Raw genomic sequence first — 12816 nt, 5'->3', positions numbered from 1 at the left:
GGGAGGGCCCGCTACTCGCCCTTGGCGCTCTGCTGGTGGACGGTGCCGTCCGGGTTGCTGCCCCGGAAGGAGAGCAGCACCACGAGGATGCCGCCGCAGACGATCGCCGAGTCGGCGAGGTTGAACACCGCGAAGTGCTGGACGGAGATGAAGTCGACGACGTGCCCGCGGAAGACGCCCGGCGCGCGGAACAGCCGGTCGGTGAGGTTGCCCAGGGCACCGCCGAGCAGCAGCCCGAGCGCGATCGCCCAGGGCAGGCTGTACAGCCGGCGGGCGATCCGCCAGATCACCACGATGACGGCCGAGGCGATCATCGTGAAGACGACGGTCAGCGCCTGGCCCATGCCGAAGGCGGCGCCGGAGTTGCGGATGACCTGGAAGGTGACGACGTCGCCGATCACCTTGATCGCCGAGTGGTTCTCCAGCCGGGCCACCACCAGCAGCTTGCTGCCGAAGTCGATCAGGAAGGCGAGCAGGGCGACGACCAGCAGCACGCCGATCCGCCGGGGGCCCTTCGGCGCCTCCGCCGCGACCGGAGCGGGCGCCTCGGTGGGCTCGGTGGGCTCGGCCACGGCCACCTCCACGGCTTCGGCGGGGGTCGGGACGGCGTCGTCCCGGGTCTGGGGGGAACCTTGCGTACTGATGATCCGCTCCGCTGCCGATGGAGCTCCCCCGTCCGGAGCGGGGGAGGGTGGGCCCTGGTCGCCGGGCCCGGCGCATCCGGGCCGGATGCGCTGCAGGGGTCGGGCGACGTTACGGGGTCGAGCGTACGGCAAGCCCGACCCCCCGCGTCGCGCCGGTCGGTCGGTTCAGCGGCGTTCCTGCTTGGCCTTGCACTGCACGCAGAGCGTCGCCCGGGGGAAGGCCTGCATCCGGGCCTTGCCGATCGCCTTGCCGCAGGACTCGCAGGTGCCGAAGCCGACGCCCTCCAGCCGGGCCAGGGCGCGCTCGGTCTGGGCGAGGCTGTCCCGGGCGTTGTTGGCCAGCGCGAGCTCGCTCTCCCGGGAGATGTTCTTCGTACCGGCGTCCACCTGGTCGTCGCCGGCTCCGTCGTTGGAGTCGCGCATCAGGCCGGAGATGGCCGCCTCGGCGGCGTCGATCTCGTTGCGCAGGCGGTCCAGTTCGCTGATGAGCTCGGTGTGCAGCTCGTGCACCTCGCCGGTGGTCCACGGGTCCTCGCCGGGCCGGATCGGCAACGTGGCCGGGTCGACGGACTCCGCGCCGCGCGTCACGGTGACGGTGTCGGTGCTGCTGTTCTGCCGTGCGGTAGTGGTCACGGTCCCCTCCCCTGGATCGGCCGCCACGGCCTTGCGTGCCCGCTTGGTGGCGGTACCCGCGCCGGTTGCCTTCTCAGCCATGGCTTCGACCCCATCTACGAACGAATCGAGCCGCCGGTTCCCGGCGGCCTCCAGTGCCGGAACGATAATCCCGATCAAAACCGGTCACAACATGACATACCGACGCCTCACGATGATCCCACCCAGGCAGCCGCCCCAGCCGCCACGCCCCGCGCGCTGACCAGACTTGTGCCCAGATCACCCCCGCCTAACCGCCCCTTCCCACCCCCCGGACGGGCCCCCGGGAAACGGTTTGGACAAACGGGTTCGCCCGGCCGATACACTGGCCGTGCAAGGCGCAGATGGGACGAGTACCGACGTACGCAGCCACCAGCGACCCGGGGACGGTGCGAGCCCGGGGGTGTGCACGGCGGGAAGATCACCCCGGAGCCGCCGGAAGAACGGCCGCCCCCGGCGGCCCGGTAGACCCGGCAGCAAGCCCAAACAAGAGGGCCGCAGTCACCATCGCGGCCAAGGAGGGTGGTACCGCGGGACGGCACGCCGTCTCGTCCCTCCGGAGGATCCAGCCCACGCATCCGCCGGAGGTAGACGCCAGCGATGAGCACCTATAACCCCGTCCCCGCACAGGTCGACCTGCCTGCCCTCGAGCACCGGATCCTGTCCTTCTGGCAGGACGACAAGGTCTTCCAGCGCAGCCTGGAGCAGTCCGAGGGCCGCCCCGAGTGGGTCTTCTACGAGGGCCCGCCGACCGCGAACGGCATGCCCGGCGCCCACCACATCGAGGCCCGCGTCTTCAAGGACGTCTTCCCCCGCTACCGGACGATGAAGGGCTACCACGTCGCCCGCAAGGCCGGCTGGGACTGCCACGGCCTCCCGGTCGAGCTCGCCGTCGAGAAGGAGCTCGGCTTCTCCGGCAAGCAGGACATCGAGGCGTACGGCATCGCCGAGTTCAACGCCAAGTGCCGCGAGTCGGTGACCCGCCACACCGACGCCTTCGCCGAGCTGACCACCCGCATGGGGTACTGGGTCGACCTCGACGAGGCCTACCGCACGATGGACCCGTCGTACGTCCAGTCCGTCTGGTGGTCGCTCAAGCAGATCTTCGACAAGGGCCTGCTGGTCCAGGACCACCGGGTCGCCCCCTGGTGCCCGCGCTGCGGCACCGGCCTGTCCGACCACGAGCTGGCCCAGGGCTACGAGACCGTGGTCGACCCCTCGGTCTTCGTCCGCTTCCCGCTGACCGGCGGACCGCTGGCCGGCCGGGCCGCCCTGCTGGTGTGGACCACCACCCCGTGGACCCTGGTCTCCAACACCGCCGCCGCCGTCCACCCGGAGGTCACCTACGTGGTGGCCACCGACGGGACGGAACAGCTCGTCGTCGCCGAGCCGCTGCTCGCCAAGGCACTCGGCGAGGGGTGGGAGACCACCGGCGAGTCCTTCACCGGTGCCGAGATGGAGCGCTGGGCCTACCGCCGCCCCTTCGACCTGGTCGAGATCGAGGACGCGCACTACGTCCTCAACGCCGACTACGTCACCACCGAGGACGGCACCGGCATCGTCCACCAGTCGCCCGCCTTCGGCGCGGACGACCTCGCGACCTGCCGCAGGTACGGCCTGCCGGTGGTCAACCCGGTGCTGGCCGACGGCACCTTCGCCCCCGAGGTCCCGCTGGTCGGCGGCCAGTTCTTCAAGAAGGCCGACGAGGCCCTGGTCGCGGACCTCCAGGAGCGCGGCCTGCTCTTCCGCCACCTGCCGTACGAGCACAGCTACCCGCACTGCTGGCGCTGCCACACCGCGCTGCTCTACTACGCGCAGCCGTCCTGGTACATCCGGACCACCGCCGTCAAGGACGCGCTGATCCGCGAGAACGAGGCCACCAACTGGTTCCCCGGGACGGTCAAGCACGGCCGCTTCGGCGACTGGCTGAACAACAACATCGACTGGGCGCTCAGCCGCAACCGCTACTGGGGCACCCCGCTGCCGATCTGGCGCTGCGAGGAGGGCCACCTCACCTGCGTCGGCTCGCTGGCCGAGCTCTCCGAGCTCACCGGCACCGACCAGAGCGCCCTCGACCCGCACCGCCCGTACATCGACGACGTGACCTTCGGCTGCCGCGAGTGCGGCGGCACCTCCACCCGGGTGCCCGAGGTCATCGACGCCTGGTACGACTCGGGCTCGATGCCCTTCGCCCAGTACGGCTACCCGTACGAGAACAAGGAGCTGTTCGAGAAGCGCTACCCGGCGCAGTTCATCTCCGAGGCGATCGACCAGACCCGCGGCTGGTTCTACACGCTGATGGCCGTCGGCACCCTGGTGTTCGACAGGAACAGCTACGAGAACGTCGTCTGCCTGGGCCACATCCTGGCCGAGGACGGCCGCAAGATGTCCAAGCACCTGGGCAACATCCTGCAGCCGATCCCGCTGATGGACCAGCACGGCGCCGACGCCGTCCGCTGGTTCATGGCGGCCGGCGGCTCGCCCTGGTCGGCCCGCCGGGTCGGCCACGGCACCATCCAGGAGGTGGTCCGCAAGACCCTCCTCACCTACTGGAACACCGTCGCCTTCCAGGCCCTGTACGCCCGCACCGCCGGCTGGTCCCCCTCCGCCGCCGACCCGGCCCCGGCCGACCGCCCGCAGCTGGACCGCTGGGTGCTCTCCGAGCTCAACACCCTGGTCCGCGAGGTCGACGCGGCCTTCGAGGCGTACGACACCCAGCGCGCCGGCAAGCTGCTCTCCGGCTTCGTCGACGACCTGTCCAACTGGTACGTCCGCCGCGGCCGCCGCCGCTTCTGGCAGGGCGACGCCGCCGCGCTCGCGACCCTGCACGAGGCGCTGGAGACGGTCACCCGCCTGATGGCGCCGCTGACCCCGTTCATCACCGAGCAGGTCTGGCAGGACCTGGTCGTCCCGGTCGTCCCGGACGCCCCGGCCTCGGTGCACCTGTCCGCCTGGCCGGTGGCCGACGAGTCGCTCGTCGACGCCGACCTCTCCCGCCACATGGCGCTGGTCCGCCGCCTGGTCGAGCTCGGCCGGGCGACCCGCGCCGAGTCGGGCGTCAAGACCCGCCAGCCGCTGTCCCGCGCGCTGGTCGCCGCCCAGGGCTGGGACGAGCTGCCCGCCGACCTGCGCGCGCAGATCGCCGAGGAGCTCAACGTCTCCGCCCTGGAGTCCCTGGCGGAGGTGGGGGGCTCGCTGGTCGACACCAGCGCCAAGGCCAACTTCCGTGCGCTGGGCAAGCGCTTCGGCAAGGGCGTGCAGGACGTCGCCAAGGCGGTCGCCGCCACCGACGCCGCCCGCCTGGCCGCCGAGCTGCGCGCCGACGGCGAGACCTCGGTCGAGCTGGACGGCGAGACGGTCACGCTCTCCCCGGACGAGGTGATCATCACCGAGACCCCGCGCGAGGGCTGGGCCGTCGCCAACGAGTCCGGTGCCACCGTCGCGCTCGACCTGGCGATCACCCCGGAGCTCAAGCGGCTCGGCATCGCCCGCGACGCCATCCGCCAGATCCAGGAGGCCCGGAAGAACTCCGGCCTGGACGTCGCCGACCGCATCGTCCTGCGCTGGCGGGCGACCGCCGAGGAGACCGCCGAGGCCATCGCCGAGCACGGCCCCCTGGTCGCCGAGGAGGTCCTCGCCACCGACTTCGCCGCGGGCGCGGCGGACTGGGACTCCGAGACCTTCTCCGACGACTCCCTCGGCCTCGCCTTCCAGCTCCGCAAGGCCTGACCGACACCCGGAGCCGCCGCCACCCCTCACCGGGGTGGCGGCGGCTCCGCCGTTTCCGTCCGGCCGCCCCCTCGAACGACGGGAGCGCCCCCCGCCCGACCCTGGGGGTCGGGCGGGGGGCGCTCCGGAAGGTCGGGCTAGGACCTCAGTTGTCGCCGTCCTCGTCGATGAGGAAGCCGCGCATCGGCGCCGGGGCCTGCTGCATCGGCTGCGGCGGCTGCGGACGGACCGCGGCCATCGGCTGGGTCATCCCGGCCGGCTGCATCTGCGGCGCACCGGTGTTGCCACCGGGGGCCGGCACACCGAAGCTCGGCGCCGGGGCGTTGCCGCCGAAGGAGCTCTGACCGCCGAACGACGGCGTGCTGCCACCGAAGGACGGCTGGTTGCCGCCGAAGGACGGCGCGCCGCCCATCGAACCGGCACCGGCCGGAGCCATCGACGAGGCCGCCGGCGGCAGCGACGCGGTGGCGGGGATCCGCGGCGGGGCGAGCGAGTCGTCGGCCTGCGACTCCAGCTGGCGCAGCTGGGTCTCCAGGTACGACTTCAGACGCGTGCGGTACTCGCGCTCGAAGGCCCGCAGGTCCTCGACCTTGCGCTCCAGCGTGGCGCGGGCGGACTCCAGGGAGCCCATCGCGACGCGGTGCTTCTCCTGCGCGTCCCGCTCCAGGGCGTCGGCCTTGGCACGGGCGTCGCGCTCCAGGCCCTCGGCCCGGCTGCGCGCCTCGCCGACGATCTTGTTGGCCTCGGAGCGGGCCTCGGAGATCGCCTGGTCGGCGGTCTGCTGAGCGAGCGCCAGGACGCGGGCGGCGCTGTCGCCACCGGGGCCCTGCTGCTGCATGGGGCCGCCCATCGGGCCGCCCATCTGCTGCGGCGGGCCGCCCATGGGGCCGCCCATCGGCTGCATCTGCTGCTGGCCCATGCCCTGGCCCATCGGGTTGCCCATCTGCTGCGGGCCACCGGGGCCGCCCATGGGCTGCAGCATCTGACCGCCCATCGGCTGGACCAGCTGCTGCTGGCCGCCCATGGTCTGGTTCATCTGCTGCTGCGGGCCGCCCATCTGCTGGGGGCCGGCGGGGAGCTGCGGGGCACCGGAGGGCAGGCCGAGGGGCTGGTTGCCCATCTGCTGCTGCGGGCCGCCCATCTGCTGCTGCTGGGGGCCACCGGGGCCGCCCATCTGCTGCGGGCCGCCCGGGCCCTGCTGGCCGGGGACCGGCGGGCCGGATATGGCGGCCGGGACGGGGGCGCCGGGACGGCTGTCCTGCGGCGGCTCCTTCCGCATGTTGGCCTGGTTCTGGGCGGCGGCACGGGTGGCGGCCGCCAGCTTGGCGCGCAGGTCCTCGTTCTCGCGGAGCAGGCGGGTCAGCTCCGCCTCGACCTCGTCGAGGAAGGCATCGACCTCGTCCTCGTCATAGCCTTCGCGCAGGCGGACGGTCGTGAACTGCTTGTTCCGAACGTCCTCGGGGGTCAATGGCATCTCTTCACCTCAACGTGATCGTCGGCACACCGGCATCCTGTCGCATCGCTCACCTACGACTAGGGCCGCACAAGCGAGATCAGGACATACACAATGATCATCAGTACGAAGAAGGACAGGTCGAGCGCCACGCCCCCGAAACGCAACGGCGGGATGAACCGCCGAAGAAGCTTGAGCGGCGGATCCGTGACAGTGTACGTGGCCTCCAGGACCAGGACCATGGCCTTGCCCGGCCGCCACGAACGCGCGAACTGGAAGACCCAGTCCATGACCAGCCGTGCAAGCAGGAACACCAGGAAGACGGTCAGGGCGTAGTAGAGCACCGCCCACACGATGTCCATCGCGTTTTCCCTCTCCCCGGTCCGGCCCTGGGGCCTGCCGCTCGTCGCCTGTCGCTAACCCACTGTTGATCGGATCCACACGTAAAGTCGTGGCCGGGTCAGCTCTGGTTGAAGAACCCACCCTCGGCGATCCGAGCCTTGTCCTCCGCCGTGACATCGACGTTAGCAGGCGACAGCAGGAACACCTTCTGTGTCACGCGCTCGATACTGCCGTGCAGACCGAAGACGAGTCCAGCGGCGAAGTCTACGAGCCGCTTGGCGTCCGTGTCGTCCATCTCGGTGAGATTCATGATCACAGGGGTCCCGCCGCGGAACTGTTCCCCGATGGTACGGGCCTCGTTGTAGGTCCGGGGGTGCAGCGTGGTGATGCGGTAGGGCTCTCGTTCGTTCACTACCTTGGGCATGATCACCGGGGCGCTCTTCTCCAGGTTGTGGCGGCGTTCGGGTGTGATGGACGACACTGGTGCCATCCTCGGGGTCTCCTGCCGGATCGGGACCGCCGCCGGCACCGGCTGCGGGGTGATCGAGGAGACCGGGGCGGGCGCGGGGGCCGGCCGGGGAATGTCCTCGGTCCGCTGTCCCGTGCGAATCGGCTCGGGGTCCGCGTCGTAGTCGTCGTCGGGGTCGTACCCCTGGCCGTCGTACGTCTCGTCCTCCACGAGGCCGAGGTAGACCGCCATCTTGCGCATTGCGCCGGCCATGCTCCTGTCTCCTCCGCTCATGGCCACCGCGCAGGCGCCCGGTGGCTGCTTCGCGAAACGCGCACCTTCCGGTGGTCGCTCGCTCCGTGCGGACCGACTCCGTCCCGGCGGCCAGGCCGTTACGGCCCTGCCCGCGGATTCCGCGGTCCACCCACGACGGCGCGTCAGGCCGACGGCCGCTCAGAGTTCGTGGGGTGGGGGCCGCGGAGCTGCGATCCACGGTTCGCTAGCGCTCCGGGGAGCTGCTAGATTCTGTCCTATTTTGTCCTGCAGTCTGATCTACTACCCGGTGACGTTACCTGAGGGGTGACCTCACTCCGAGTACCGCCGTTCCGACGCGCACATGTGTCGCCCCGGCGGCAATCGCCTGCTCGAGGTCACCGCTCATCCCTGCGGAGACCATGGTGGCAGCAGGATGGTCCGTCCGTACGGCGGTTGCGATTTCCGCCAGCCGCGCGAAGGCCCGGGCCGGGTCCCCGGCCAGCGGTCCGGCCAGCGGGGCGACGGTCATCACACCGTCCAGCCGGAGCCCGGGCGTGTCGGCGATCGCGTCGGTGAGCTCCGCGACGTCCTCCGGGGCGACCCCGGCCCGGTGCCCGCCCTCGCCGTGCTCCTTGTCCAGGGCCACCTGCACCAGACAGCCGAGTTCGGGGCGCTCCGCCTTCAGCACCGCGGCCGAGAGCGACTCCACGAGCCGCAGCCGGTCCACCGAGTGCACGTGGTTGGCGTAGCCGACGACCGAGCGGACCTTGTTGGTCTGCAGCTGTCCGACGAAGTGCCAGTCAAGAGGAAGGTTTCTGCACTGCACTGCCTTGGGTGCGGCGTCCTGGTCGCGGTTCTCCGCGACGTCGGTCACCCCCAGGCCGGCCAGCAGCGCGCTGTCCTCGGCGGGGTAGGTCTTGGTCACGACGATCAGGGTGACCTCGTCGCGCGGCCGTCCGGCGGCCGCACAGGCGTCGGCGATCCGCCGCTCCACCACGTCGAGGTTGGTCCCCAGCTCCTCGTACCGGGCCCGCTGGCCCTCCGTCAGCGCGTCCAGGAAGTCCGCGCTCCCCGGGAACGGTCCGTAGATGTCGTTCGTCATCAGTGATCAGGGCCCAACCAGACGTAGCTCGCGAGCCGGCCGGTGCGCTGCTCGCGGCGGTAGGAGTAGTGATCGGCGGACTCCAGGGTGCAGACCGGTGACCGCACCGGTCCCGTGACCCCGGCCGCGGCCAGCTGGGCCGCGACCCCCTCCGGCACGTCCAGTGCCGGCGTCCCCCAGGAGGTCTCGGCGAACGCGGCGGGCACCGCCGCGGCGACCTCGGCCCGCAGCGCGGCCGGCACCTCGTAGCAGCGGCCGCAGACCGCGGGGCCGGTCGCGGCGGCGATCCGGCCCGGCTCGGCCCCCAGTTCGACCATCGCCCGCACCACCGCGGGCACCACCCCGGCCGCCAGGCCCGGGCGGCCGGCGTGGGCCGCGCCCACCACCCCCGCCACCGGGTCGGCCAGCAGCACCGGGGTGCAGTCGGCGGTCAGCACGGCGAGCGCGAGCGGCCGGTCGGTGACCACCGCGTCGACCGTCGGGGCCTCCCCGAGTGGCTGGCGCTCCGTCACCACGGCGACGTCCGCGCCGTGCACCTGGTTCATCCACACCACGTCGGCCGGGTCCAGTCCGAGCTCCCGGGCGGCTATCGCCCGGTTCTCGCGGACGGCCGCCGGGTCGTCGCCCACCGCGCCGCCGAGGTTGAGCTCCCCGTACGGCGAAGTGCTCACCCCGCCCCACCGGTCGGTGAAGGCGAAGTGAGCACCCGCGCGTACCGCGTGATCGATCACTTAAGGAAGTCCGGGACGTCGAGCTCCTCCGCCGGGCTCTCCACGTACGGCTGGCGGGCCGGCTGCACCTGCGGGGGCACCGGGGCGGCGGTGGCGGTGGCCGGGGCCTCCGCGGCGCGCGGGGCGGCCGGGGCCTCGCCCTCCGAGCGGGAGGTCACCGAACCGATGCTCCCGTAGGACGGCCGGGCGGCCGGGCGCTCCGGGGCGGCGGACGGGGTGGTCGCGGCGGCCGGGGTGGACTTGACCACCGGGTCGCGGACGATCGCCGGCGGCTGCCCGCCGTCGAAGCCGGCCGCGATGACGGTGACGCGCACCTCGTCGCCGAGCGCGTCGTCGATGACCGCACCGAAGATGATGTTGGCCTCGGGGTGGGCGGCCTCGCTGACCAGCTGGGCCGACTCGTTGATCTCGAACAGACCGAGGTCGGAGCCGCCCGAGATGGACAGCAGCACGCCGCGGGCGCCGTCGATCGAGGCCTCCAGCAGCGGCGAGGAGATCGCCATCACGGCGGCCGCCTTGGCGCGGTCCTCACCGCGGGCCGAGCCGATGCCCATGAGCGCCGAACCGGCGTCCGACATGACGGACTTGACGTCCGCGAAGTCGAGGTTGATCAGACCGGGGGTGGTGATCAGGTCGGTGATGCCCTGGACACCGGAGAGCAGGACCTGGTCGGCCGAGCGGAACGCGTCGAGCACGCTGACCTGGCGGTCCGAGATCGACAGCAGCCGGTCGTTCGGGATCACGATGAGGGTGTCGACCTCCTCGCGCAGGCTCGCGATGCCGTCCTCGGCCTGGTTGGCACGGCGCCGGCCCTCGAAGGTGAAGGGGCGGGTGACCACGCCGATGGTCAGGGCGCCGAGCGAACGGGCGATGTTGGCGACGACGGGCGCGCCGCCCGTGCCCGTGCCACCACCCTCGCCCGCGGTGACGAAGACCATGTCGGCCCCCTTGAGGACCTCCTCGATCTCCTCGCGGTGGTCCTCGGCCGCCTTGCGGCCGACCTCGGGGTTGGCGCCGGCGCCGAGGCCCCGGGTGAGTTCACGGCCCACATCGAGCTTGACGTCGGCGTCGCTCATCAGGAGGGCCTGCGCATCGGTGTTGATCGCGATGAACTCGACGCCCTTGAGACCGACCTCGATCATCCGGTTGATGGCGTTGACACCACCGCCGCCGATTCCGACGACCTTGATGACTGCGAGGTAGTTCTGCGGTGCTGCCACGTCGAAGGCCTCTCGCCTCGAATTTCCGGGTCGGCCCGGCCCGACGGGGCCGTTCCGACGGATGTCGATGGGTAGGGAGCCTGGTTTCTGACTGAATGTCCGAAATGCCGACCGCCGACCCCAACCCTAAACTTGACCTTTAGGGTTAGTCCTGTGCCTCCGTCACATCACCAGGGGGCACAGTCTGGTGACACAGGACACTAGGTGGCTCCGGGCACGCGTTTCAACGAACACGCCGAGCTTCCCTTTTTCTTTTGAGCCTATGTGATCATCGGCCGGCTAAGGAAACCGGGGTGACCACCAAGGGTCGGGCCGACACTTCGAGGCGTCAACCCCTCCCTCAGGCACAGAACCTACCGGATCATCCCGACACCGCCGGCGCCTCCGGCGCACTCACGTCAAAGTTCGTGCCCTTCTGACCCATCAACGCCACCAGGACCCGGGCCTTTCGATCGATCTGTTCCGGACTCCCCCAGCGCACCGTCGCACCCCCGCTGAGCTGCAGCTGGATGTCGTCGTAGGAATGCACGAGAACCGCCCCGGCCCGCTTGGCCACCTCGGGCGGCAGACCGGCCGCCACCGAGACCGCGCCCTGCACCAGCTGCGCGCGGGAGATGACCCCGTCCGAGTCCTTCGCCTGCTGACTGAGCCGCAGTTCCACCACCGGGACCCCGGCCGGCGGGGCCGACTCGGTGGCGAAGCTCACGCCGGCGGCGTCCACCTGGGTGAACCGTCCGTCGTCCCCCTTGACGGCGGCCACCGGAGTGCGCTGGACGACCTTCACCTGGAGGGTGTGCGGCCAGCCACGCCAGACCTCGGCCTTGGCCACCCGCGGGATCGCCTCCACCCGGTGCTGCACGGCGTCCAGGTCCACCCGGGCCAGCGGGCCGTCACCGACCCGGCCGATCGCCTCGCGGACCTGGTCCGCCGTCAGCTTGTCGTCCTTCGCCCCCTGGACGGCGACCTCGCGCACGTCCAGCACCGAGGAGAGGAAGACCACCCAGGCCAGCACGCCGAGCACCGCGGCACCGAGCACGCTCAGCACCACGACGCCCCGCCGGGAGAGCCGGAGGCGGGGAGCGGACTCCTCGTCCTCCAGCTCGTCCTCCAGCGGGTCGGCGAGCCGGCCGTCAGCCACGGCGGCGGCCGCCGCGGGAGGCCTCGATCGCCTCGTAGACCATGCCGACCAGCAGGTCGTCGGCGTCCCGGCGGCCGAACTCGGCGGCGGCCCGGCTCATGTCCCACAGCCGCTGCGGGTCGGTGAGCACCGGCAGCACGTTCTGCAGCACCCAGTCCGGGGTCAGCTCGGCGTCGTCCACCAGCAGGCCGCCGCCGGCCTTGACCATCGGCTGGGCGTTCAACCGCTGCTCGCCGTTGCCGATCGGCAGCGGGACGAACGCGGCGGGCAGCCCGACGGCCGCCAGCTCGGCCACCGTCATGGCGCCGGCCCGGCAGAGCATCAGGTCGGCGGCAGCGTAGGCGAGGTCCATCCGGTCGACGTACGGCACCGCGCGGTACGGCGGCATCCCGGGGATGTCCTCCACCTGCGGCAGCTCGTTCTTCGGGCCGACCGCGTGCAGGATCTGCACGCCGTACTGCTGCAGCCGCGGGGCGATCGCGGTGACCGTCTCGTTCAGCCGGCGCGCGCCCTGGGAGCCGCCGGACACCAGCAGGGTGGGCAGCCGCTGGTCGAGGCCGAAGTAGTGCCGGGCCTCCGGACGGGCGGCGCCGCGGTCCAGGGTGGCGATGGTCCGGCGCAGCGGGATGCCGATGTACCGGGAGTCGCGCAGCTTGCTGTCCGGCGTGGACACCGCCACGAAGTCGCTGTAGCGGGCGCCGATCTTGTTGGCCAGACCCGGACGGGCGTTCGCCTCGTGCACCACGATCGGCACCCCGGCCCGCTTGGCGGCCAGGTAGGCGGGCATCGCGACGTAGCCGCCGAAGCCGACCACGGCGTCCGCCTTGACCCGCTCGATGATCTCCTGGGCGGCCCGCACCGTCCCGCGCAGCCGGCCCGGGACGGTGATCAGCTCCGGGGTGGGCTTGCGGGGCAGCGGGACGGCCGGGATGAGCTCCAGCTGGTAGCCGCGCTCGGGCACCAGCCGGGTCTCCAGACCGCGCTCCGTTCCCAGGGCGGTGATCCCGATCGACGGGTCGTGCCTGCGGAGGGCGTCCGCGAGGGCCATGGCCGGCTCGATGTGACCGGCGGTCCCCCCGCCGGCGAGTACGACATGCACCGAA

At 71.8% G+C, this 12816-nt stretch carries 11 protein-coding genes; 1 reads left to right on the top strand and 10 read right to left on the bottom strand.

The window, feature by feature from the left end:
- Positions 1-11: 11 nt before the first annotated feature.
- Together lspA and ACFYUY_RS06355 are read right to left on the bottom strand one after the other, a co-directional pair.
- Positions 12-647 (bottom strand): signal peptidase II, encoded by a 636-nt coding sequence (lspA, locus tag ACFYUY_RS06360; protein ID WP_387898680.1) that lies wholly within the window; start codon positions 645-647, stop codon positions 12-14.
- Between the two features lie 162 nt (positions 648-809).
- Complete coding sequence (locus tag ACFYUY_RS06355; RefSeq protein ID WP_360207314.1) at positions 810-1277, bottom strand: TraR/DksA family transcriptional regulator; 468 nt, start codon at positions 1275-1277, stop codon at positions 810-812.
- A 618-nt stretch (positions 1278-1895) separates the two neighbouring features.
- Here ACFYUY_RS06355 and ileS point away from each other — a divergent pair.
- Positions 1896-5024: an isoleucine--tRNA ligase gene (gene ileS / locus ACFYUY_RS06350; protein ID WP_360207317.1), complete on the top strand. Its 3129-nt coding sequence runs from the start codon at positions 1896-1898 to the stop codon at positions 5022-5024.
- A gap of 145 nt (positions 5025-5169) precedes the next feature.
- Here ileS and ACFYUY_RS06345 read toward each other — a convergent pair whose 3' ends face one another.
- The 8 genes from ACFYUY_RS06345 to murG form a co-directional block, all read right to left on the bottom strand.
- A complete protein-coding gene (locus ACFYUY_RS06345; RefSeq protein ID WP_387898424.1) occupies positions 5170-6498 on the bottom strand; it encodes a DivIVA domain-containing protein in 1329 nt (442 codons plus the stop codon).
- A 59-nt stretch (positions 6499-6557) separates the two neighbouring features.
- Positions 6558-6839 (bottom strand): YggT family protein, encoded by a 282-nt coding sequence (locus ACFYUY_RS06340; RefSeq protein ID WP_360207322.1) that lies wholly within the window; start codon positions 6837-6839, stop codon positions 6558-6560.
- Positions 6840-6937: 98 nt separating this feature from the next.
- Positions 6938-7540, bottom strand: coding sequence for a cell division protein SepF (locus ACFYUY_RS06335; protein WP_360207325.1), 603 nt, complete (start codon positions 7538-7540; stop codon positions 6938-6940).
- A gap of 295 nt (positions 7541-7835) precedes the next feature.
- Positions 7836-8624 (bottom strand): YggS family pyridoxal phosphate-dependent enzyme, encoded by a 789-nt coding sequence (locus ACFYUY_RS06330; RefSeq protein ID WP_360207328.1) that lies wholly within the window; start codon positions 8622-8624, stop codon positions 7836-7838.
- Positions 8624-9355, bottom strand: a complete 732-nt coding sequence (gene pgeF / locus ACFYUY_RS06325) for a peptidoglycan editing factor PgeF (RefSeq protein ID WP_360207331.1) — start codon at positions 9353-9355, stop codon at positions 8624-8626. Before pgeF ends, ACFYUY_RS06330 begins: the two co-directional genes overlap by 1 nt.
- Entirely contained in the window at positions 9352-10575 is a 1224-nt protein-coding gene (ftsZ, locus tag ACFYUY_RS06320) for a cell division protein FtsZ (protein WP_360207333.1), read from the bottom strand. The genes pgeF and ftsZ overlap by 4 nt, the downstream gene beginning before the upstream one ends.
- A gap of 361 nt (positions 10576-10936) precedes the next feature.
- Complete coding sequence (locus ACFYUY_RS06315; RefSeq protein ID WP_387898420.1) at positions 10937-11713, bottom strand: cell division protein FtsQ/DivIB; 777 nt, start codon at positions 11711-11713, stop codon at positions 10937-10939.
- Positions 11706-12812 carry an undecaprenyldiphospho-muramoylpentapeptide beta-N-acetylglucosaminyltransferase gene (murG, locus tag ACFYUY_RS06310; protein ID WP_360207338.1) on the bottom strand — a complete coding sequence of 369 codons (1107 nt, stop codon included), beginning with the start codon at positions 12810-12812 and terminating at the stop codon, positions 11706-11708. The genes ACFYUY_RS06315 and murG overlap by 8 nt, the downstream gene beginning before the upstream one ends.
- Positions 12813-12816 lie beyond the last annotated feature (4 nt).

It is taken from the genome of Kitasatospora sp. NPDC004745 (assembly GCF_042873275.1).
Classification (GTDB): Bacteria; Actinomycetota; Actinomycetes; order Streptomycetales; family Streptomycetaceae; genus Kitasatospora.
The sequence above is the reverse complement of the archived record's forward strand: the minus strand, read 5'-3'. Positions and strand labels throughout refer to the sequence as shown.

Bases quoted from the DNA above. Each gene is read 5' to 3' on its own strand.
- ileS (WP_360207317.1), top strand. From the start codon at position 1,896: ATGAGCACCTATAACCCCGTCCCCGCACAGGTCGACCTGCCTGCCCTC.
- ACFYUY_RS06330 (WP_360207328.1), bottom strand. From the start codon at position 8,624: ATGACGAACGACATCTACGGACCGTTCCCGGGGAGCGCGGACTTCCTG.
- ACFYUY_RS06335 (WP_360207325.1), bottom strand. From the start codon at position 7,540: ATGGCCGGCGCAATGCGCAAGATGGCGGTCTACCTCGGCCTCGTGGAG.
- ACFYUY_RS06345 (WP_387898424.1), bottom strand. From the start codon at position 6,498: ATGCCATTGACCCCCGAGGACGTTCGGAACAAGCAGTTCACGACCGTC.
- ACFYUY_RS06340 (WP_360207322.1), bottom strand. From the start codon at position 6,839: ATGGACATCGTGTGGGCGGTGCTCTACTACGCCCTGACCGTCTTCCTG.